The 21,229-nt window shown below is 40.2% G+C and carries 20 protein-coding genes; 14 read left to right on the top strand and 6 right to left on the bottom strand.

What is annotated here, in order from left to right; all coding sequences use genetic code 11:
* Positions 1–75 precede the first annotated feature (75 nt).
* Entirely contained in the window at positions 76–579 is a 504-nt protein-coding gene (locus Q0K96_RS10180; protein ID WP_297333887.1) for a hypothetical protein, read from the top strand.
* Here Q0K96_RS10180 and Q0K96_RS10185 read toward each other — a convergent pair whose 3' ends face one another.
* The 3 genes from Q0K96_RS10185 to Q0K96_RS10195 all read right to left on the bottom strand — a co-directional run bounded on the left by Q0K96_RS10185 (position 580) and on the right by Q0K96_RS10195 (position 3,379).
* Entirely contained in the window at positions 580–1,797 is a 1,218-nt protein-coding gene (locus tag Q0K96_RS10185; protein WP_297333888.1) for a DUF2254 domain-containing protein, read from the bottom strand.
* 70 nt (positions 1,798–1,867) lie between these two features.
* Positions 1,868–2,920 carry an oxidoreductase gene (locus Q0K96_RS10190; RefSeq protein ID WP_297333889.1) on the bottom strand — a complete coding sequence of 351 codons (1,053 nt, stop codon included), beginning with the start codon at positions 2,918–2,920 and terminating at the stop codon, positions 1,868–1,870.
* 93 nt (positions 2,921–3,013) lie between these two features.
* Positions 3,014–3,379 carry a DUF983 domain-containing protein gene (locus Q0K96_RS10195; protein ID WP_297333890.1) on the bottom strand — a complete coding sequence of 122 codons (366 nt, stop codon included), beginning with the start codon at positions 3,377–3,379 and terminating at the stop codon, positions 3,014–3,016.
* Between the two features lie 97 nt (positions 3,380–3,476).
* Here Q0K96_RS10195 and Q0K96_RS10200 point away from each other — a divergent pair, with 97 nt between their 5' ends.
* The 5 genes from Q0K96_RS10200 (at position 3,477) to Q0K96_RS10220 (ending at position 9,049) form a co-directional block, all read left to right on the top strand.
* Complete coding sequence (locus tag Q0K96_RS10200; RefSeq protein WP_297333891.1) at positions 3,477–4,358, top strand: helix-turn-helix transcriptional regulator; 882 nt, start codon at positions 3,477–3,479, stop codon at positions 4,356–4,358.
* A gap of 49 nt (positions 4,359–4,407) precedes the next feature.
* Positions 4,408–5,622 carry a methyltransferase domain-containing protein gene (locus Q0K96_RS10205; RefSeq protein ID WP_297333892.1) on the top strand — a complete coding sequence of 405 codons (1,215 nt, stop codon included), beginning with the start codon at positions 4,408–4,410 and terminating at the stop codon, positions 5,620–5,622.
* A 78-nt stretch (positions 5,623–5,700) separates the two neighbouring features.
* Entirely contained in the window at positions 5,701–6,786 is a 1,086-nt protein-coding gene (locus tag Q0K96_RS10210) for an endonuclease (protein WP_297333893.1), read from the top strand.
* 75 nt (positions 6,787–6,861) lie between these two features.
* The gene (locus tag Q0K96_RS10215) at positions 6,862–7,515 is read left to right on the top strand and encodes a GldM family protein (protein WP_297333894.1); all 654 of its coding nucleotides are present in this window, start codon (positions 6,862–6,864) and stop codon (positions 7,513–7,515) included.
* A 109-nt stretch (positions 7,516–7,624) separates the two neighbouring features.
* Complete coding sequence (locus tag Q0K96_RS10220; RefSeq protein WP_297333895.1) at positions 7,625–9,049, top strand: L-serine ammonia-lyase; 1,425 nt, start codon at positions 7,625–7,627, stop codon at positions 9,047–9,049.
* A gap of 6 nt (positions 9,050–9,055) precedes the next feature.
* On the opposite strand, the gene Q0K96_RS10225 is transcribed toward Q0K96_RS10220, so the two are convergent.
* A complete protein-coding gene (locus Q0K96_RS10225; RefSeq protein ID WP_297333896.1) occupies positions 9,056–9,490 on the bottom strand; it encodes a nuclear transport factor 2 family protein in 435 nt (144 codons plus the stop codon).
* Between the two features lie 122 nt (positions 9,491–9,612).
* Between Q0K96_RS10225 and panB the strand changes: the two genes are divergently transcribed.
* The 6 genes from panB to Q0K96_RS10255 all read left to right on the top strand — a co-directional run bounded on the left by panB (position 9,613) and on the right by Q0K96_RS10255 (position 16,191).
* Positions 9,613–10,431 carry a 3-methyl-2-oxobutanoate hydroxymethyltransferase gene (gene panB, locus Q0K96_RS10230; protein ID WP_297333897.1) on the top strand — a complete coding sequence of 273 codons (819 nt, stop codon included), beginning with the start codon at positions 9,613–9,615 and terminating at the stop codon, positions 10,429–10,431.
* Between the two features lie 24 nt (positions 10,432–10,455).
* Positions 10,456–11,160 carry an RNA pseudouridine synthase gene (locus tag Q0K96_RS10235; RefSeq protein WP_297333898.1) on the top strand — a complete coding sequence of 235 codons (705 nt, stop codon included), beginning with the start codon at positions 10,456–10,458 and terminating at the stop codon, positions 11,158–11,160.
* Positions 11,161–11,311: 151 nt separating this feature from the next.
* Entirely contained in the window at positions 11,312–12,655 is a 1,344-nt protein-coding gene (locus Q0K96_RS10240) for a hypothetical protein (protein ID WP_297333899.1), read from the top strand.
* A 54-nt stretch (positions 12,656–12,709) separates the two neighbouring features.
* A complete protein-coding gene (locus Q0K96_RS10245; RefSeq protein WP_297333900.1) occupies positions 12,710–13,612 on the top strand; it encodes an alpha/beta fold hydrolase in 903 nt (300 codons plus the stop codon).
* 73 nt (positions 13,613–13,685) lie between these two features.
* A complete protein-coding gene (locus Q0K96_RS10250) occupies positions 13,686–14,579 on the top strand; it encodes a hypothetical protein (RefSeq protein WP_297333901.1) in 894 nt (297 codons plus the stop codon).
* Positions 14,572–16,191, top strand: coding sequence for a M1 family metallopeptidase (locus Q0K96_RS10255; RefSeq protein WP_297333902.1), 1,620 nt, complete (start codon positions 14,572–14,574; stop codon positions 16,189–16,191). Before Q0K96_RS10250 ends, Q0K96_RS10255 begins: the two co-directional genes overlap by 8 nt.
* Here the strand turns inward: Q0K96_RS10255 and Q0K96_RS10260 are convergent.
* Positions 16,188–17,234 (bottom strand): AMP-binding protein, encoded by a 1,047-nt coding sequence (locus Q0K96_RS10260; protein ID WP_297333903.1) that lies wholly within the window; start codon positions 17,232–17,234, stop codon positions 16,188–16,190. The two genes, Q0K96_RS10255 and Q0K96_RS10260, sit on opposite strands and share 4 nt — an antisense overlap.
* A gap of 13 nt (positions 17,235–17,247) precedes the next feature.
* Positions 17,248–18,162 (bottom strand): CPBP family intramembrane glutamic endopeptidase, encoded by a 915-nt coding sequence (locus tag Q0K96_RS10265; RefSeq protein WP_297333904.1) that lies wholly within the window; start codon positions 18,160–18,162, stop codon positions 17,248–17,250.
* A 74-nt stretch (positions 18,163–18,236) separates the two neighbouring features.
* Here Q0K96_RS10265 and arsC point away from each other — a divergent pair, with 74 nt between their 5' ends.
* The gene (gene arsC / locus Q0K96_RS10270) at positions 18,237–18,578 is read left to right on the top strand and encodes an arsenate reductase (glutaredoxin) (protein ID WP_297333905.1); all 342 of its coding nucleotides are present in this window, start codon (positions 18,237–18,239) and stop codon (positions 18,576–18,578) included.
* 79 nt (positions 18,579–18,657) lie between these two features.
* Complete coding sequence (locus tag Q0K96_RS10275; protein ID WP_297333906.1) at positions 18,658–21,198, top strand: outer membrane beta-barrel family protein; 2,541 nt, start codon at positions 18,658–18,660, stop codon at positions 21,196–21,198.
* Positions 21,199–21,229: the final 31 nt, after the last annotated feature.

A 21,229-nucleotide genomic window follows, 5' to 3' on the forward strand; every position in this document is an offset into this window, starting at 1 on the left:
TATGAATTTATAGATTCGAATATTTATTTTTCGTAAATGCATATTTTTTATATTTACGGCTATACAAATAAATATATGAAAAAAGTATTCCTTGTACTAACATTCTTGCTTTGCAGCCTTTCATCATCTTCGCAAAATATTATAACTCACAGAGCACCTTTTGTACTAAAGCTAGCTGTTGATGAAGAAGGATATTATGAAATGAATGTAGACAAAACTCCTTACTTTCCTGAAGAAAAATTACTGCAAATTTTCCCTTCTGAAAAATTATACATTGAAGTTGAAATAAAATCAGATACAATCTATAAAATGGATATAGTAAAGAAAATACTATACCCTGAGCGTACCATAGAAATAGAATTTATACAAAAAAATGAAGATCGAAATGCAGGATATATGGAATTGAAAGTTAAAAATCCATTTAACCGTGAATTAAAATATCAAGCACATATGTATATTGTTAAGCACGATGAATGGATAAAAACCAGCATTATTCCAGTATATCCTAATCTTTTAGGAATTGAAATTTGGAATGATGTAATTATATCGTTATTGCTACACGATTGGGAATTAAACTGATTATGATTGTTGTATTACCACTTTCAAAAAATTCTCCATTCTGTCATTTCTATATAACTGTAAGAACTGTTTTAGCAGCAGGCTCATTTCATTTTGAATAATCCTGTCATTTTTACCATAATCCCATATTGGCAATACTGTGGCATCAAAAATGGTAGTAAAATCAGGTTCAGTAATATATATTCTCGCAATATTATCGTCATCTGTCAGCACATTTTCAGGGTGCAGGCAAAAACGATGCGTAAACAACCTGAATAAAGAACGTAGTGCAATAGATGCAGTACCCGGATCGTTAATGCCGGGGCTAAGCGCTTTTACAGCAACTTCTGTCAATTGCCTTAAGCCGTAAAAAAAGTTATTGCTGATAGTTTCATCCTGGTTCAGGAGTAGCGCCGACTGCAAATCCTCTATGATTTCCTTTTTTTTAATCGCCTTATTCACTTTAATCAGCGGTATGCCCTGTAACACATAGGTACCGGGTATGTTAAGAACAAAAATCTTTAAATCTTCTGCTTTGCATATCTTAAGTAAGGATTTCATATCAAAGCCTTCATAAACGCCACCACTGGGAGACTCTACAATAAAATCAAATCCCTTGTCAGATATTTTTTCCGGCTCATGCTCAAGCTTACACCTGTGTTTTAATGAGTTATAGGTTTCAGTATAAATACGATGTATAATTACTTCATATTTAACTGACTGGGTAATGTAATGCAGAAAGTATATAAATACAAAAATATCAAATATAGCTACAACGATAAGCAGGTAGGTGCTTATAGCGGGTATGTAAATGCCTTCATCTAAATCCCGTATTGTGGTAAGCAGGAAAAGTGCGAAAACAATAGTACCAATGTAAATGCCGAGTACAATCTGCTGAAACCTGTTGCCAATCAGTTTATTCAGCACCCGGTTAGACATTTGTGATGCAGCCTGATTGAGAACAATCATTACCATAGAAAAACTAAAAACTGTGAGCGATAATATTCCCGCCGCCACAACACCTATAATATTACGGGCTGTAGAGGCATCGCGCAGGCTTAACCACGGTAACTGGCTTTTGAGTTGCTTACCGTAATCAGAAAAATCAAAACTGATTAAAAGTATTGAGGAAATAAGGAATATTAAAGATATAAATGCGGGGTAAAATGCGATACTGTTTACAATACGGTTGTATTTATACCGTATCCAGAATTTTAATCTGCCTGCTATATCTTGCATACTATGTAAAAGTTTTACTGCTAATTTAATGCAAATAAAAAGCAATAATCTTAACTATATGCTAAAACAGTTACTGTAGTTTAATTCGTATTATTTTGCCTTGTCCTGCTGCTATTACTGTTTTATTATCTGCAAAGCGAAGTGTATGCAGGGCTTTATCATCATGAATTTTTTTCCATGTGTTGCCGCAGTCAAAAGAGTAAAATAGTCCAGATGGCCCGCAGGTTATAAGTTCGTTACCGTTGCTTTGCGGCACAAACTGCACACAGGATGCATATCCGAAGCCTGTGCCCTCTCCTACTAACTTCCAGTCTTTCCCGCCATTTACAGTAAGTATTTTATTACCTGAGTTTTTATCAGGTTTCTCATAATCGCCACCTACTGCAAAGCCAATTGTACCATCATAAAAATCGGCAGAAAAAATACCTGTCATTTCACTTCCCTGCACTATCGGGGTATTATAAACTTTCCAGCTTTTGCCTTTATCTGCCGAATAGAATACCCGCGATTTTTTTCCGCCCGAAACCATCCAGGTGTTATTTCCTTCAATTATTAGGTTGGTGTTGCTGGCTGCAAAAGCAGCTTCGCCATCGGCAGTTTCAGGCAAAACATCACAGCTTACTTTATGCCAGTTTCCGCCCCCGTCTTCTGTTACAATTACCGAAAGGCAACCATCTGTAGGGTCGCCCATTGCAATACCATCTGTATCATTATAAAACTGCATACTGTCATAAAAAACTTTCTCACCGCTTTCTGTATATACCTTTCGCACCGCCCTGCCGTCTCTCGATATTTTGTAGAGCATAGCCGGAGTACCGGCATTCAGTATAAAGATGTCCGATTTATTTTGGGCTATAGAACGAAACTCCGGTAAAACAGAATCTTTAGCCACTACCCCGTTAAGGCTTTTACCTCCGCTTAATGATACGTAACCATATTTACCTTCGCTGCCGGCATACCAGGCTTTGTCACCGTCTGTAAGCAGTGCACGTATGCTTATTTTATCCTGCATTAGCGTATCAACTTTTACTATTGTAAAAGAAGGAGTATAAACAAGTTCTTTCTCTTCTTTTTTACAGCTTAGTAGTGCCAGCATTGCCATCACGATAAAATACTTTTTCATACTATAAAATTTGTCAGGCTAATATAATATAAAAATTCCGGCGCAAAGCTTTATGCCCTGTGCCGGAATCAAGTTTATAATAGTAATTATATCCTAACCTGCGGTTTCTTTACGCCTGCTGTCAAACATATACATCCACAGCATCCTTGAAAGCCTGAAGTTAAACGTACTCAGCAAAAATGCTGTGGCGGCAATAAGCCCAAGCATTATTTTAATATCAGATGTAAAGAACTGTGCTATAACGAATACAGCAACCATTTCGGCAACGGTTACTGCATAGCTCACATACATAGCCCCGTAAAAAAAGCCGGGTTCAATTTCAAATTTATGCCCGCATACTTTACAGTTTTTTTCCATCTTCGGCATCCTGAACAATATTGGGTTACCCTTTTTGGCAAACACATGCCCTTCGCCGCACACAGGGCATTTCTCTGTCATTATATCTTTAAATTGAGACATACCTAAAATTTTATACAACAAATGTACGTCGGTCTTACGAGCAGAACGATATATTATGTACGCAAAAATTTGTACTTTTAAGACATATTTGATACGAATGAAAAAAGTAGCGATACTCAATATAGGGCAGTTCCCGCGGCAAAGCAGCCTCGACGGTTTTTATGCCAACACACTGCAAGACCACCTTGTAACAAGCCATAAGGATATTGTGCTGCCACACTCCCATAATTTTTACCTTGCCATACTTTTTACGCACGGTTCGGGTATACACGAGGTAGATTTTTCAGTATATGATGTTACCCCCGGCAGCCTTTTCTTTTTAAACCCGGGACAAACACATCACTGGGAGCTTTCGGAAGATATTAAAGGATTTGTCTTCTTTCACACTCAGGATTTTTACGACCTGCAATACACACAGGCAACCATAAACCGCTTTCCGTTCTTCTACAGTATGCACAATTTACCCCTCCTACAATTAGAAGAAAATGATTTAAAGAACATAACATCGCTTTTTAAGCAGGCATATAACGAAAACCTTGACGAAAAAATATTAAAACGGCAAAGGGTGTTAAGCCTTATTAACCTTATTTATATAGAGAGTACAAGGCTTTACCTGCAAAACAATACTTCAGGGCAGGTTAACCAAAACGGTTACTATTTAAAATTCAGGCAACTGGAGCAGTTTATAGAAAGTAATTATAAAACTGAAAAGTCAGCCGCTGCCTATGCCGGGATGCTGAATGTAAGCCCAAAACACCTTAACCGCATTACACAGGCTGTGGCAGGCAAAACCGCTACAGATGTAATACAGGACAGGGTTCTGCTCGAAGCACGTAAAGAACTGGTATTGCAAAAGAAAAATTTTAATGAAATAGCCTATATGCTGGGGTATGAAGATTATGCTTACTTTTCGCGCCTGTTTAAAAAGAAAACAGGAGAAACACCTTCTGCATTCTTAAACAGGTACAGCAAAACATAGTACAGTTATCTCTCAAAATTTCAGTACCTTTGCCCCTCAATTTTTTACAATGAGATTACACAGGAATTTAGTTTTTACGGTTATAGATTCGCTTAACGCCATTTTTAATGAAGGTGAATATGCCGATAAGGTTGTGGCAAGGGCGCTTAAAAAAGACAAGCGCTGGGGAAGTGCCGACAGGAAATTTGTAGCCGAAACCATATATGAGATTGTAAGGTGGAAACGCCTTTATGCCGAAATTGCTGAAGTTAAGGAACCGTATGATCGTGACAACCTGTGGCGTATGTTTGCCGTTTGGGCAGTACTCAGGGGTTATAAGCTGCCTGACTGGAAATACTTTGAAGATACACCACTCCGCCGTATAAAAGGCCGTTTTGACGAGCTTAGTAAAATAAGGAAATACAGGGAATCTATACCCGACTGGATGGATGAACTGGGCGTAAAAGAGCTTGGTGAGCAGAAATGGGAAAAGGAGATTGCAGCACAAAATGAACAGGCTCAGGTTATACTCCGGGTAAACACCCTTAAAACCACAAAAGAAAAGCTGCGCAATATATTAATGGATTCCGGTATTGATACCCTGATAATTAACGAATATCCGGATGCACTGGTGCTTAAAGAACGTGCCAATGTGTTTTTAACACAGGCTTTTAAAGACGGTCTTTTTGAAGTGCAGGATGCATCATCGCAGCTTGTGGCACGCTTTCTTGAGGTTGAGCCGGGAATGCGCGTGGTTGATACCTGTGCCGGTGCCGGCGGTAAAACACTGCACATGGCGTCTTTAATGGAAAACAAGGGGCAGCTTATTGCAATGGATTTATATGAAAGTAAGCTGAAGCAGCTAAAACTGCGTGCGAAACGCAACAGCGCTTTTAATATAGAATATCGTATTATAGACAGCACTAAAGTTATAAAAAAACTACACGAAAAAGCCGACAGGGTGCTTATAGATGCCCCGTGCAGCGGGCTTGGCGTGCTAAAGCGCAACCCCGACAGCAAATGGAAACTGCAGCCGGAGTTTGTTGATAATATAAAGAAAACCCAGGCAGAAGTGCTGGAAAACTACTCTAAAATAGTAAAGCCGGGCGGTAAGCTGGTATATGCAACCTGTTCCGTACTACCTTCAGAAAACCAGGAGCAGGTACAGCATTTCCTTACTACAGAAACAGGAAAGCAGTTCAGCTTTGTAAAAGACCACAAAGTACTGGCATCAGAGTCAGGTTTTGATGGTTTTTATATGGCACTGCTGGAACGCAAAAAATAACAGGAATTTATCTAACGGTGTTAAATTTAAGGTGGTTTAAATAAATCGCCCTACATTTACCGCCCAATTTTTATATGTATGAAAAAGTTTTACTCCTTTGCGCTGGGGCTTATAGCTGCCGCTGTATTTGCCCAGGATGGTGCTCCTGCATCTCCTTATTATAACGGTTTTAATTTCAGCCAGAGCGGCACCGCATTAAAAAATGCCCTTTCCACTAAAATAACTACTACCCATATTAACGAACTTACCTATACGCCCGGTGTATGGAATGCACTTAAAGTTACAGACCAGGATCCTGACAACCCGGGGTTTGTGTTGCTGCTTTACGGCTTTAGCGAAAATGTATGCCCGGCAGGGTCATCTAATGATAATGACCACAGGCGCAGGAATGCCAACAGCAACGGCGGTGATACCAACTGCGAATGGAACAGGGAGCACGTATATCCGCAATCGCTTGGCACACCCGATTTAGGGCAGGAAGGTGCTGGTGCCGATGCACATCACCTAAGGGCATGTGATGTTGACCGTAACGGCCAGCGTGGTAACAAACTTTACACTAACGGTTCAGGAAACTCCGGCGATTCGGGGAGCGGATGGTATCCCGGTGATGAGTGGAAGGGCGATGTGGCAAGGATACTTATGTATATGTATTTAAGGTATCCTAACCAATGTGTACCTACCAATGCAGTTATGGGCAGCACTATAGCAAGCGACCCTAATATGCCCGCAATCTTATTGCAGTGGAATGCAGAAGACCCGGTTTCTGAATATGAAGATAACAGGAACACTTATTTGAATAATGCTAATAATACATGGGGGCAGGGCAACCGTAACCCTTTTATAGACAACCCTTATCTTGCAACACTTATTTGGGGTGGGCCAGTAGCGCAGGACCGATGGGGTATTAACGCTACCGACAGCTTTTTTGAGGCTAAACTTACTATTTACCCTAACCCTGCGGTAAATAACGAAATAAACATTTACAGCGAAACCACTCTTGAAGAGATACAGCTGATAAACCTTAACGGGCAACTGATACAGCAAATACAAAAGCCAAAAGCGGTTAACAACACTTACCAGTTACAAAACCTTCCCGACGGTTTCTACATCTTAAAAATGAATTCGGGTGGGCAATCGGCAGCAAAAAAGATAATAGTAAACTAAAAGATTATTTAGTCCATAACTTAAGCCTCCTTATCGGGAGGCTTTTTTGTTTATGTTTGTATAAATACCTGTGACATGAAAAAAATATTAATACTGCTACTGCTGTTATCCTTATACACTTTTGCCCAAACAGATATCAATATATCTGTAATTTCTTCAGAGCGTGGCAACATTCTTTACAGGGGCATCCCCAACCCTATAAAAATAGCTGTACCAGGTGCAATGTCTTTTTCTGCGGAAGGTCCGGGTTTGAAAAAAGTTGACGACAATGGCAACTTTAGTTTCAATGTATCTACTATATCAAGTGATACTGTTGCTTTATTGATTTCAGCAAAGATGCCTAATGATTCTATCATTAAAGAATCTAAAATTTTTGTAGTCCGGGATATCAGTCGTCTTATAACTCTAATAAATGGGAGGCAAGCAACCAGTGGTATCGGTATAGTTATAATGTCTAAAAAAGAACTAAAAACTGCTGTTATTTCCTTAACGTTAAAAGACCCATATCTTGATTCTCTTTTGTCTGTAACAAGATTTGAAATGTATATGCCGAAAACGCCCGGTATCAGAGTTGAAGGTAATACAGTAAACAAAAATGCGTCGGATTACATTGATAGACTCAAACCTGATGACGAGGTATTTATTACCAATATTAGTTTTGATTTTAAGTACATGGGTGCAATGAGAATGAAATCCCCATCACCCTTAATAATAAAAATAAAAGAATAGCCCTTTTCAAGCATCAACAATTTTAATACTCAATCGTTGTAGTATTAGCAATTTAGTTACCTTTGCGCACTACAGATAATGTAACTTTGCAAAAAAGTATAGTATTGCTATGAATGAATGTATTTCAGTTTTTGATATGCTTAAAATTGGTGTGGGCCCATCAAGCTCGCACACACTTGGCCCATGGCGTGCCGCAGAACGTTTTTTAAAAGAACTTCATGAAGAAGGCATCTTTGATAACGTTACAAAGGTAAAGGTAGATCTTTACGGTTCGCTTTCGCTTACGGGTAAAGGCCACGCTACCGACCTTGCCGTTATGCTCGGGCTTAGTGGTGCAGATCCTGAATATGTTCCTGTAGAAGACATTGAAGGTATTATTGACGGTATCAATTTCAACAGTAAGTTGAAGCTGGATAACAGCCGTGAGATTGATTTTAATCCCGTTGTTGATATAGTATTCAACCGAAACTTTTTACCGTTTCACGCTAACGGGCTTACCTTTACGGCAACGGCAGGCAAAATACAATATATATCTACCTTTTACTCAATAGGTGGTGGTTTTGTGGTTAAAGAAGAACGCACTGTTGCCAAAGAAAAGGAAATCATTAAATGCGCTTTCCCCTTCCCTACCGATAAAGCTGACGACCTCTTAAACTACACCAGGCAGGAGAACAAGAGCATATCTGAGATTGTTTATGAAAATGAGAAATCCATACGCAGCGAAGAAGAAATACACCATGAACTGATGCGTATATGGAACACTATGCTGGAGTGTATGTACATTGGCTGCCACACAGAGGGTATTTTACCCGGTGGGCTAAAGGTACGCCGCAGGGCTTTTGATATGCACAAGAACCTTATCGGCGAAATTCCTTATACTAACCCGTGGGAGTGGCTGCAGGTAATCCGTAAAACAGAAGTAAAATTCAGGCAGATATTAAAATGGGTTAGCTGCTTTGCACTTGCGGTTAATGAGGTTAATGCATCATTGGGGCGTGTGGTTACAGCACCTACCAATGGCAGCGCAGGTGTAATACCCGCCGTGCTGATGTATTATATGGTAATAGAAAACCATAATGCAGGCGAAAAAGAAATAAAGCAATTCCTTTTGGTTGCAGGAGAAATAGGCAGCATCTTTAAAAAAGGCGCTACCATATCAGCTGCAATGGGCGGCTGCCAGGCTGAAATCGGCGTATCGTCTGCAATGGCTGCAGCAGCACTTTGCGAACTTATGGGCGGAAACCCGGAGCAGTGCCTTATAGCTGCCGAAATTGCTATGGAACATCATTTGGGACTTACCTGTGACCCCATTGGAGGTTTGGTTCAGATACCGTGTATAGAACGAAACACTATGGGCGCAATTAAAGCCATCAATGCCGCGGAGCTTGCCCTTGAAACAGACCCTAAAAACGTAAAGGTGCCTTTAGATAAAGTGGTTAACACCATGTGGGAAACCGCACGGGATATGAACAATAAGTATAAAGAAACCAGCGAAGGCGGACTTGCGGTTGCGGTTAATATATCTGACTGTTAATCAGCCTTAAGGTTTTTTCCGGGTATCTATAACATACACTATTTTCCACTGCCCGTTATCATTATACAGGCTGAATGAGTTTACACCGCCGTGGCTTAGCTTACCGTTGATGTAAAACTCATATGGAGCCCACGCATTCGCCATAAGTCCGTCTGATGTTACTTCAAAACTCAGCAGGCGCTCATAAATCTGAAATCCCGGAGGTAGTTCGACTATCGATTTATAAAAGTTTTTAGTGTCTTCGGCTATCAGCACATTATTACCTCCTTTCTCATAAACAGTATGCAAAACCAATTTATCAGAGCATACGGACTGCATTTTAATTGTATCTGCTTGGTGCAATCCCTCAAAAAAAGTGTCCACTGTTTTACGTATGGCAGCATCCTGCGCAAAGGCACATTGCAGGAACAGTAACGATAATAGTATCAAAAGTTTATTCATAACCTTGCTTTTACAATAAGTAACCAAACAGGCTTAAAAGTTACCGCAATGCCTAATAAATAATTAAAACAGGCTGGCTTTCCCTGTAATTTAGTACTTTTACCACCATAAAATTACAGGTTATGTCTACAGCAAAAAAAGATTATAAAAGGATTACTACCCGATCGCTGATAGAAATGAAGGCTAACGGCGAAAAAATATCCATGCTAACAGCCTATGATTATACTATGGCTAAAATTGTGGATAATGCAGGGGTAGATGTAATACTTGTAGGCGACTCTGCCTCTAATGTAATGGCCGGGCACGAAACCACGCTCCCCATAACACTGGACCAGATGATATACCATGCCTCATCTGTAGTAAGGGCAATACAAAGGTCGCTTGTAGTTGTAGATTTACCTTTTGGGAGCTACCAGTCCGATTCTAAAGAAGCCCTGCGTTCTTCTATCAGGATAATGAAAGAAAGTGGCGCACACGCCGTAAAAATGGAAGGTGGCAGCGAAATCAAAGACTCTATAAAAAAAATACTGCATGCCGGCATCCCTGTAATGGGGCATTTGGGGTTAACACCGCAGTCAATTTATAAATTTGGTACTTATACTGTCAGGGCAAAAGAAGATGCTGAAGCCGAAAAACTTATGGAAGATGCCAAAATGCTGGAACGCATAGGTTGTTTTGCCGTTGTGTTAGAAAAAATCCCTGCAAGCCTTGCCCAAAAAGTAGCAGAGAGCATATCTATACCGGTTATAGGCATTGGTGCAGGCGGCGGAGTAGATGGCCAGGTACTTGTTATACACGATATGCTGGGCATGAACAATGAATTCAGCCCGCGCTTTTTGCGCAGGTACATGAATTTATTCGATGGCATGACAACTGCCATATCACAATATGTAACTGATGTTAAAGCAAAGGATTTTCCTAACGAAAAAGAGCAATATTAGTTTTCGGTAATTTGAAAATTTTTAATGGCGAGTTTACTTTCAACCAAAGATAATTTAGATGTCCTGTATGAGGACAACCACATAATAGCCATAAACAAACGTGTTGGCGATATTGTGCAGGGCGATAAAACGGGAGATAAGCCTCTTGGCGAAATTGTTGACGAATACCTGCGCGAAAAATACAACAAGCCCGGTAATGCATTCGTGGGTATTGTTCATCGTTTAGACAGGCCTACTACCGGCCTTGTGATATTTGCAAAAACATCTAAAGCCATGGAGCGCTTAAACGCTATGTTTAAAGAGCGTGAAATGCAGAAAACCTATTGGGCTATTGTAAAAAATAAACCGGAGCAGGAACAAGCCACACTGGTAAATTATATTACCCGCAACAACCAGAAAAATGTGTGCAAAGCCCATATAAAAGAAGTGCCTAACAGCCGTTACGCAAGCCTTACTTACAGTGTTATAGGTAAGCTTGATAATTATTATGTTCTTGAAGTTGACCTGCACACCGGCCGCCACCACCAGATACGCGCGCAGCTTGCCGCTATAGGCTGCCCTATAAAAGGCGACCTTAAATATGGCTTTAGCCGAAGTAACCCCGATGGTGGCATAAGCCTTCATGCAAGGCGGCTTTCTTTTATACACCCGGTAAAGAAGGAAGAAATAGTTATTATTGCTCCAACGCCTGACGATGCAATCTGGAACTCATTTTTAAATACCCTTTAAAGGGTATTTAAAATTTATAAACTATAGTTGAAATTTGCATTATACTCAACTGTACCGCATAAATTCTAAATCGGGCACTGTACATCACTGTTATTTTAACTAACTTTATACGAAATTAACAAACCTAATTAACCCATTACACTTACTACAAATGAAAAAAACACTACTCTTAACACTGGCAATGTTAGGCACAGCCGCATTTGCGCAAGAGCATTATTCGGGCATAAGCACCTCGAGGCGGGTAGGCCTGTTAAATGCCAACCTTAACCCGGCAGAGCTTACCAATATGCAGGGCAGCTACGAAGTCAATATTTTTAACTTCAGCATTAATGCCGCAAACAACAAAATGACCTTTGGTGACCTTGTAGGCGGAAATGATAATTTTGAAGAAATGCTTTTTGCCGGCAATGAGCCGCTTAATATGCGAATAGATGCCGAAATACTGGGCCCTGCCTTTGCCATGAAGGTAAACAAATGGGCATTTGGCATATCATCTGCTGCCAATGTAAAAGCGTCATTAGTAGATATTAATACCACGCTGGGTAACGCTGTAACAAATGGCGGTGTAGAAAGCATATCTGAAGTATATGAGATACTGGATGGCGACAGCCAGCGTGCCACTGGTGTTGCATGGGGTGAAATAGGGCTTTCTGCCGCAAGGGAGCTTTTTAATAACGAAAGGCACAGCGTTAGTGCAGGTGTGACTTTTAACCTGCTTTTTCCCGGCACTTATGCCAACATGTCCACAAGCAGGTTTAGCGGTACCATTACCAATAACTTTGGTGATGTGGCATTGACAAACGCACAGGCGCAGGTTAATTTTGCCTACTCGGGTTCTCTTGCGGGAGATTTCAGCGATAGCGGTAACTTTACAGAATTCTTTGCAGGCGGGCTTAATGGCCTGAGCACTGACATAGGGGTTAATTACCAATGGAAAGCTATAGATTCTACCACTTATAAAATAAACGCCGGGCTTGCCATTAAAAACCTGGGCAGCATGACGTTTAAAGATGATAATAATGAGTCAACCAATTACACGCTTGATGTACCTGAAGGTCAATCTTTAGACCTTAACCAGTTTGAAGACGCAGAGAGTATAGAAGAAATTGAAGACATACTGCTTGCAAGCGGTTACCTTGCCAGGACTGGCGGGGCACGAGATTTTAAGGTAAAACTGCCTGCCATGCTAACTGCCTATGCCGATGTGAATGTTTACAAAAAATGGTTCATTACCGGTTATGTACAGCAAAAGCTAAATGAGGATGGAGAGAACGACCAGATAGTTGTTCAGAACATTGTTAGCTTTACACCGCGTTATTCTACTAAATTCTTTGAAGCTTATACGCCTCTTTCATTCAATGAAGTATCTGACTTTACAGCCGGTATTGGTTTCAGGCTTGGCGGATTCTTCATGGGTTCCGGCTCTATACTTTCAGCCGCGCTGGGCGACACCAACCAGGCAGATGCCTATTTAGGCTTCAGGATTGGTTTCTAAAAAATCTGAAGAAAAATTATTACCTTACCTGCTGCATAAACAGCAGGTTTTTTTATGAAAATAGCTATTACAAATATACTACTGGTAATGATATGCTTCAGCGCGGCAGCACAGGATAAACTCATCAAAATTGATAATTTTAAGTCGGATTATGTAATGAGCCGTAATGTAGAGATATGGCTGCCAAAAGAGTATTATACTAATCCTGATAAAAAATTTCCGGTGCTGTACATGCACGACGGGCAAAATGTGTTTAATCCTGAAACGGCTATGGGCAATATAGCCTGGGAAGCAGATAATGCTGCCCGCAAGCTTATTGACAGCGGTAGTATAGCACCGGTAATTATTGTTGCCTCATGGTGCACACCACTCCGTTATTTTGAGTATTTCCCCGAAAAAGCAGGACAATACCTTACTGCTGCCGATAAGGAGGCTATGCAAAAAATAAACAGCGACCGTGGGGGCAACAATACTAATTTTTATGCCGATGAATACCTCAGGTTTATTGTAAAAGAACTAAAGCCTTATATCGATAAAAACTACCGCACTCTTTCTGATAAAGCCAATACAGCCATCTGCGGAAGCAGCATGGGCGGGCTGATATCGCTTTATGCACTCTGTGAATATCCTAAAGTATTTGGCCAGGCGGCTTGTGTATCTACCCACTGGCCTGTGCTGTTCAACAATGATAATATGAGCCCCTCTGAGGCAATACGAAAATACATGAACCAAAACCTGCCGAAGTCCGGCAACCACCGCATTTATTTCGACCTTGGTACAGAAACATTAGACCAGTATTACAGCATCCATCAGGAAAAGGTAGATAACATTATGCGCAACAAAGGCTATACAGAAGGAACCGACTGGGTTACGCTTACTTTTAAAGGTGCAGCCCACAACGAAAAATCGTGGCAGGAGCGTATGGATGTTATTCTTAAATTCTTATATGAAAGGTAATTATGAAAAAGATTTTTATACTCATTATGTTAAGTGTTAACGAAATTCCTTTCTTGTAATGATTTTAAAATCAATGAAAATAAAAGATCCGGAATTAAAACTTACCCCAAAAGAATTTGGTCTGAAAGGGAATATAAGTTCAATGAGTTTTCAGTCATACCATGTAAAAAAAGGACTATTTGGTGTAAAAAAATTAGGTAAAGGAGCAGAATTTTTAACCCAGTCTTCTCAACATCTTAAATTTAAAAATAATAAATTAGTTATGGAAGAGGGTCAAGACATAATGGATGATTACTATAAAAATGAATATGAATATAATAATGACGGTGATGTATCAGTAATAAAACATTATTCTCATCATCCGCTTACAAAATTAATAACACCGACTTTCAGGCATGAATATAATTATTTGGATAACAAGGGGCTTGAAGACATACATTTAAATGCCGGAGAGATAGTTAGCCGCATGTTTTTTACCATTGAAAACGATTTACTAATAAAAAAGGTATATGGTGAATTTAATGAACTTAAAGAACGCCATCAATTTATAATTGATAAGAATGAAAAAATACATTCTAAAGAGGAATACACAATATATGATGTAGAATTTTGTGAAGGCGAAACTGAATATAGCACAGGAAAGGAATTTTTGGCAAGCAGATCAATCTATAATTATGACAATAATGGCTTTTTAAAAGGATTTACTGATTATACCTGTGATGAAGAAGATGGTTGCCAAGAAAATTATAAGATGGAATATCTTAATGATTCTCAAGGCAATCCGTTATATAGCATTAATTATGAACCGGATGGAATTGTAGAAGTAATTAAGTTTACATATAAGTACGATAATCAGAATAATTGGATAGAGCGTAAACAATATGGTGTAGAAGACTGGAACGAAACTAACTTAAAGTATAAATCGACACTTAAATATGTTGTTGAGAGACAAATAAATTATGAATAAATTGTTTTTAAGCATATTACTATTAATATCTGCTTCTGCTTTAGCACAAACATTTACAAGGCGCGATAGCCTGCAGGGAGGGCTGCGTCCTGAGCGTACAGCATTTAATGTGCTGCATTATGCACTGGATATAAAAATAGATCCTGATAAAAAATACATCAGCGGGTATAATGAAATCAGTTTTGAGGTTTTAGACGATACAAAACGCATACAGCTTGACCTTTTTGAGAATATGGAGGTTGACAGCATTGTTTATAACAATAAAAAACTGGACTACAAGCGGGATAATGATGCTGTTTTTATCAGTTTCCCGAAAGAGCTAAAAAAAGGGAACAAAGAGAAATTAAAATTTTATTACAGCGGTAAACCCGTTGTAGCACGCAATGCCCCGTGGGATGGCGGCTTTGTTTTCAACAAAGATAACAATGGTAAACCGTGGGTTGGCGTTGCCGTACAGGGAACAGGTGCCAGCCTTTGGTACCCTGTAAAAGACCACCAGACAGACGAGCCTGATAATGGCGCAACCATTAAAGTGGCAGTACCCAACGGGCTTATGAATGTCAGCAACGGGCGTTTTAAGGGCAGTAAAGACTTAGGCAACGGCTATATCAGATGGGACTGGGAAGTTGTTAACCCAATTAATAATTATGACATTACCGTTAACATTGCCGACTATGCCCATATTCATGATAACCTTAACGGACTCGACCTTGACTATTATGTACTGAAAGACAATAAAGAGAAGGCAATTAAGCATTTTGAAGAAGTAAAACCGATGCTGGAATGCTTTCAGGAAAAGTTTGGGCAATATCCTTTTTATGAAGATGGCTATAAACTGGTAGAAACACCTTACCTGGGTATGGAACACCAAAGCGCTGTAGCCTATGGAAATAAGTACAGGAAGGGCTACATGGGTGGCGACCTCTCTTTTACAGGTGTAGGCCTGTTGTTTGATTACATAACCATACACGAAAGCGGGCACGAATGGTTTGGCAACAGCATTACCAGTAAAGATATTGCCGATATGTGGATTCATGAAAGTTTTACCACCTATACGGAATCTGTATATATTGAGTGCCGCTATGGGTATGAAAAGGCAATGAAGTATATTAACGGGCAGCGCAGGAATGTGCAGAATGATAAACCCGTTATAGGAATATTCGGTGTTAATAAAGAGGGTTCGGGAGATATGTACTTTAAAGGAGCATTAATGCTTAATACAATAAGGCACATAGTTAATGATGATGCCAAATGGTGGGCCATGCTTTTAAAATATGCCAATACTTACCGCAAACAGGTAATAGATACAGAAACTGTTATAAACTTTTTTAATAAAGAAAGCGGCATTAATCTTACCCCTGTTTTCAGGCAGTACTTAAACCACAAAGATATACCAGTTTTAGAGATAAAAATGTTTAAAGGGCTTTTTGTATGCCGATGGAAAACTGATGTAGAAGGTTTTACAATGCCTGTAGATATTATGGTAGAGGGTAAAGAAATACGCCTGATGCCTACTACAATATGGGATGAAAAAAATATTGATAAAGTAGAAGACCTCGACGATGTCGAGGTCAAAACAAATGAATTCTTTATTACTGTTGAAAAGCACTAAGCCACGGCCATGCTTTTTTCGCGTATAACCTTGCCGGAATTGGTTTCGGCAAATTTTTCTACAAACACTATTTCTTTTGGCTTTTCAAACTTGCCAAGCTTTTTAAATACCGAAGCGGGTATATCATAAGCATCGCCCTCTACCACAAGAACGAGTTTCTCGCCAAGCTCTTCATCCGGTACGCCCTTTACAAAAAAGCGCCTCTCGATATAAGCAGAAAGTTTTTCTTCAATCTGCTCCGGGAAAAGCTTTACCCCGCCGCTGTTTATAACATTATCATAGCGGCCCAGCCAAATAAACTGGTTGTTGCTTATAATCTTAACCACATCATTGGTTACAACGGGCTCATCACACAATGTATAGGCATCAATAACAAGGCAATGCCTTTCATCTTCGGCCACATTTATATTGGGCAATACGGTAAAAGCCTCTTCACCTACCCGCTTGGCGGCAATATGGGTAATGGTTTCGGTCATGCCATAGGTTTCATATATTTCAGTGGGTATTTGCTGCAACTGTGCCGCAAGCGCGCTGCTTACTTTTGCTCCGCCTAAAATAAGTTTCTTCACTTTGTGCAGTTTGTCCAGCGAGTGCTGGGCCTGTAACGGCACCATTGCCGAAAAGTCATAAACAGCATCGGCACGGCGCAGCGGATATGATGTAGGCTCTGCAAGATCGAGCTCCCACCCGAGAATGAATGCCCTTACTAGCATCATTTTTCCTGCAACATACTGTGTTGGCAGGCAGTGCAGTACTTTAATACCCGGATCAAGATCGAAAAAAGCACCGGTAGCAAGCGCCGAATTTACCATAGCCTGCTTTTCCACACGTATGGGTTTTGGCTCTCCCGTTGTGCCGGATGTTTGCATTACTATGTACTCTTTCTTATCAAACCAGTCCAGTAAAAAATCCCCTACCGCCCTTTCAAACGGTTCACCTTCTTTTATAAAGCTGTATGCAATACGGCAAAGGTCGTCCTCTGTTAAATGAAAGCCGTTCAGCTTAAAGCTGCTGTGCACAAAATGATAATCAGGCCTGTTCATAATTCCGTTCTGTTTAGTTAGTTTCGTCTTGTTTTTGCAATACAACACGCCCCGTCAGTTTTTCACTCCAGCCGTTCCAGTTGTATTTTCTACTAAAGATAAATAAAAGAATCGGATAAATTATTACAAGCGGCAGCAATATATCATACCCGGCAGAGGGTTCTGACATATCTTTCAATACAGATGGTGTCTGGAAAGCAGTCCAGTCAGATGTTATGAGCAATGCAGATATCAGGTTATTGGCGGCATGAAAGCCGAGTGCCAGTTCCATACCGTCGTCCATCAGGGTAATGATACCTAAAAAGAAACCGGTACCTATATAGTACAGCAGTAAAATATAGCCCAGCCTGCCCACCTCGGGGTTAGCTATGTGCATAAGCCCGAAAAAAACCGATGTTACAATAAGCGGGATGAGCCTGCTTTTGGTTGCAACGCCAATGCCCTGCATCAGGTATCCCCTAAACAGGTATTCCTCAAAACTGGTTTGCATGGGCACCAATATAATTGCTATGACTGCAAGAACGGCAAAAGCGCGTGGCCGAAAATTAAGCTGGAAATCTTCGGGAGAAGCAAAATAAGCTATGGCTGTAAGTGCGGCAGTTATACCACCCCATAACATAAAAGAGAAGCCTATTCGCCCCCAGTCTATCCTGTATCTCGATGTTGTAAGGCTTGTTATGCTCTGCTTGTGCACAAATTTTACCCAAATAAGTAATACTACAAGAAAGAAAGCCAGCGGAGCAAGCGTTTCAGCAAACACACGGTTTTCTCCTTTTTGTGCAATCTGGTCACGCATTATCTGCTCTACATCTACCGGGAGTACGGCTAGCAATGCATAATTCAGTACAATAATTAAAAGGAAAATCACCGGGATGGGCAGATACTTTACAATGTCGAAATTTTTGGTGTATGCCTGTGCTATAAACATGGGGATATTGTAATTGTTAGCACTAATATACTTCTATTTTCGGGTAATAATGGCTTTCTTTGCAAAAAAGAAACATGATAACCATATACCATAACCTCAGATGCAGCAAGTCGCGCGAAGGCTTGCAGATGCTGGAACTTTTAAATCAGCGCTTTACCATCGTAAAATATTTAAATGAGCCTTTAAGCAGGCAAGAACTTACAGCAATCATTAAGAAACTGGGCATTGCTCCCATTGATTTGGTAAGGCAAAAAGAAACGGTTTGGAAAGAACTATATAAAGACAAGCAACTTACTGATGATGAAACAATTGATACAATGGTTATGCACCCCACCCTTATAGAACGCCCTATTGCTGTGCATAACGATAAAGCCGTTGTTGCAAGGCCTGCCGAAAAAATAAAAGAGATACTTTAACAAAGTTTTAGGTTTTGTAAATTAAACCTTGCATCATTTTAGCGGTCAAACAGGCCGATATCATTACACAAATTAATTCATGAGAAATTTTAAAACGTTATTATTTTTATTCGCCTTAATTACTCCTCTTGTAGCTTTTTCACAAAATAAAGTAACTGTTACCGGAACAGTTATAGAACAGGAAACCAAACAACCGCTTGAGTTTGCCACCGTAACCATACAAACAACTGATAATGCTACCGTAAATGGCGGGCTTACCGATGTTAACGGACGTTACAGCATAGAAGTGGCTCCAGGCACTTACAACATTAAATTTGATTTTATATCTTTTAAATCTACCGCTATACAAAACAGGCAGGTAAGCAGCAATACCGATTTAGGTGTTACCGCCATGGCGCCTGATGCCAAATTGCTTAATGAAGTAGAAATTGTTGCCGAGCGCAGCACTGTAGATATTAAGCTTGACAGAAGGGTTTACAGCGTGGGCCAGGACATGATTGTAAGGGGTGGTACTGTTAGCGATGTGCTGGATAACGTGCCCTCGGTATCCGTAGATGTTGAAGGTAATGTGAGCCTAAGGGGTAATGAAAGTGTTACCATACTAATAGACGGTCGCCCTTCAAACCTTGCAGGTACAAATGTTGCGGAAGTGCTAAGGCTGCTTCCTGCTGACTCTGTAGATAAAGTAGAGGTTATAACCAACCCCTCTGCACGCTATGATGCCGAAGGCGGCGGTGGTATTATAAACATAATACTGAAAAAAGGCAAAGCAAACGGATTTAACGGTTCTGTTATCGCCTCTGTGGGAGACCCTGCCAACCATAGTGTTAGTGCCAACCTCAACTTCAGGAGCGAAAACTTTAACCTTTTTTCAAACCTGGGCTACAATTACAGGAAAAGCCCGGGCAACAGCTTTACAGATGCCGAATATTTTGACGGTGACGGCAACACCACAAGCTTTGTTAATGAGCGAAGGGATAACCTGCGCCAGAGCGAAGGATTTAACGGAGGGTTCGGGATTGAACTTTTCCTTGATGAAAGTACTACATGGACAAACTCGGTTAATGTAAGGAGCAGCGAAGGTGATAACCCTACCAGCACCTATTTTGATTATTTTGATGCCAACGGTAATTTTGATAAAACCCGTTTCCGTTATAATGTTGAGGATGAAAATGATGATAACGTACAGTTCTCTACCAACCTACTTAAAAAATTTAATAATGACGGGCATGAGCTTCGGATAGATGCATCGTTTGCCAAGAATACCGATTATGAAACTGCGCGTATTGATGATATTGTACTAAATACCGCAACTCCTGAAACTGATAACACATTTGAGCGTACGCTTAATGATGAAGATGAAAACAGGCAACTGGTTCAGGCAGACTATGTTTACCCGTTTGGAGAAGGCAACCAGTTTGAGGCAGGATACCGCGGCAGCTTTACCGAACTGGTTACAGACTCTAAAGCTGAAGAACTGCAGGGTAATGTTTGGGTAACTAACCCTAACTTTACCAACCTGCTGGAATATAAAGAAAAGGTAAATGCATTTTATGCACAGTTCGGTTCTAAAATAGGTAATTTCTCATACCTGCTGGGGTTAAGGTGGGAAGACAGTGATATTGATGTAAACCTTGTAAATGCAAGTGATTATAACAACAAAAGGTATGACAATTTTTTCCCGAGCGCATTCCTAACGTACGAGTTTTCAGAAAGCAGCAATGTAAGCATCAGCTATAGCCGCCGTATCAACAGGCCGAGAGGGCGCTTTATTAATCCATTCTCGAGCCTTGCAAGTAATATCAATATATTTACCGGTAACCCTGATTTAGATCCGTCTATGACAAATGCTTTTGATTTAGGCTATCTTAAAAAATGGGGCAAGCTTACCTTTAGCACCTCTGCCTATATTAATATAACAGATGATTCTTTCCAGTTTGTAAGAAGGGAGTCCGGCGACTTTGTAACACAGGTTGTAGATGGTGAAGATGTTATAGGTGAAAACAACGAGGTTATAGAAGTTATTGGCGGAGCAGACATAAGGACACCTATTATCCTGACTACGCCCATTAACCTTGCTAAAGAATACCGCTTTGGTTTTGAATTCAACATTAACTACAACCCTTACAGGTGGTGGAGGATAAACAGTAACTTCAACTTTTTCAGGAATGAAACTGATGGCGATTATACTTATACCGATTTTGAAGGTAATGTAGTAACCCAGAATTTTGATAATACCGCTTACAGCTGGTTTACAAGGGTTAATTCTAAAATAAGCCTTCCCTTAAAAATAGACTGGCAGCTTAATGCCGATTACAGGGGGCCACAGGATAACGCACAGGGCCGCAGCTTAGGTATTTTCTCTGCCAATACTGCCATAAGTAAAGATATACTTAATGAAAGGGCTACACTGTCATTAAACGTAAGCGACATATTTAACTCGCGTAAAAGAAGGATGTACACCAACCTGCCACAGGTAGATTCTTACAGCGAAATGCAATGGAGGGAAAGGCAGGTAACTCTGTCATTTACGTACCGCTTTAATATGAAAAAGAATGAAAGGCAACGCGAGCAGCGTGACCAGCAGGGCGGCGGAGATGATGAATATATGGGAGGATAAAATCATAATAATAAAAATAAAAAAACGCGGA

It is taken from the genome of Flavobacterium sp., from assembly GCF_024305175.1.
In the GTDB taxonomy this organism is placed as follows: domain Bacteria; phylum Bacteroidota; class Bacteroidia; order Flavobacteriales; family Flavobacteriaceae; genus Flavobacterium.

Bases quoted from the DNA above. Each gene is read 5' to 3' on its own strand.
- Q0K96_RS10190 (WP_297333889.1), bottom strand. From the start codon at position 2,920: ATGAAAAAGTATTTTATCGTGATGGCAATGCTGGCACTACTAAGCTGT.
- Q0K96_RS10260 (WP_297333903.1), bottom strand. From the start codon at position 17,234: ATGAACAGGCCTGATTATCATTTTGTGCACAGCAGCTTTAAGCTGAAC.
- Q0K96_RS10185 (WP_297333888.1), bottom strand. From the start codon at position 1,797: ATGCAAGATATAGCAGGCAGATTAAAATTCTGGATACGGTATAAATAC.
- Q0K96_RS10200 (WP_297333891.1), top strand. From the start codon at position 3,477: ATGAAAAAAGTAGCGATACTCAATATAGGGCAGTTCCCGCGGCAAAGC.
- arsC (WP_297333905.1), top strand. From the start codon at position 18,237: ATGATAACCATATACCATAACCTCAGATGCAGCAAGTCGCGCGAAGGC.
- Q0K96_RS10275 (WP_297333906.1), top strand. From the start codon at position 18,658: ATGAGAAATTTTAAAACGTTATTATTTTTATTCGCCTTAATTACTCCT.
- Q0K96_RS10205 (WP_297333892.1), top strand. From the start codon at position 4,408: ATGAGATTACACAGGAATTTAGTTTTTACGGTTATAGATTCGCTTAAC.
- Q0K96_RS10245 (WP_297333900.1), top strand. From the start codon at position 12,710: ATGAAAATAGCTATTACAAATATACTACTGGTAATGATATGCTTCAGC.
- Q0K96_RS10210 (WP_297333893.1), top strand. From the start codon at position 5,701: ATGAAAAAGTTTTACTCCTTTGCGCTGGGGCTTATAGCTGCCGCTGTA.
- Q0K96_RS10215 (WP_297333894.1), top strand. From the start codon at position 6,862: ATGAAAAAAATATTAATACTGCTACTGCTGTTATCCTTATACACTTTT.
- Q0K96_RS10250 (WP_297333901.1), top strand. From the start codon at position 13,686: ATGAAAATAAAAGATCCGGAATTAAAACTTACCCCAAAAGAATTTGGT.
- Q0K96_RS10225 (WP_297333896.1), bottom strand. From the start codon at position 9,490: ATGAATAAACTTTTGATACTATTATCGTTACTGTTCCTGCAATGTGCC.
- Q0K96_RS10255 (WP_297333902.1), top strand. From the start codon at position 14,572: ATGAATAAATTGTTTTTAAGCATATTACTATTAATATCTGCTTCTGCT.
- Q0K96_RS10195 (WP_297333890.1), bottom strand. From the start codon at position 3,379: ATGTCTCAATTTAAAGATATAATGACAGAGAAATGCCCTGTGTGCGGC.
- Q0K96_RS10180 (WP_297333887.1), top strand. From the start codon at position 76: ATGAAAAAAGTATTCCTTGTACTAACATTCTTGCTTTGCAGCCTTTCA.
- Q0K96_RS10240 (WP_297333899.1), top strand. From the start codon at position 11,312: ATGAAAAAAACACTACTCTTAACACTGGCAATGTTAGGCACAGCCGCA.
- panB (WP_297333897.1), top strand. From the start codon at position 9,613: ATGTCTACAGCAAAAAAAGATTATAAAAGGATTACTACCCGATCGCTG.
- Q0K96_RS10235 (WP_297333898.1), top strand. From the start codon at position 10,456: ATGGCGAGTTTACTTTCAACCAAAGATAATTTAGATGTCCTGTATGAG.
- Q0K96_RS10265 (WP_297333904.1), bottom strand. From the start codon at position 18,162: ATGTTTATAGCACAGGCATACACCAAAAATTTCGACATTGTAAAGTAT.
- Q0K96_RS10220 (WP_297333895.1), top strand. From the start codon at position 7,625: ATGAATGAATGTATTTCAGTTTTTGATATGCTTAAAATTGGTGTGGGC.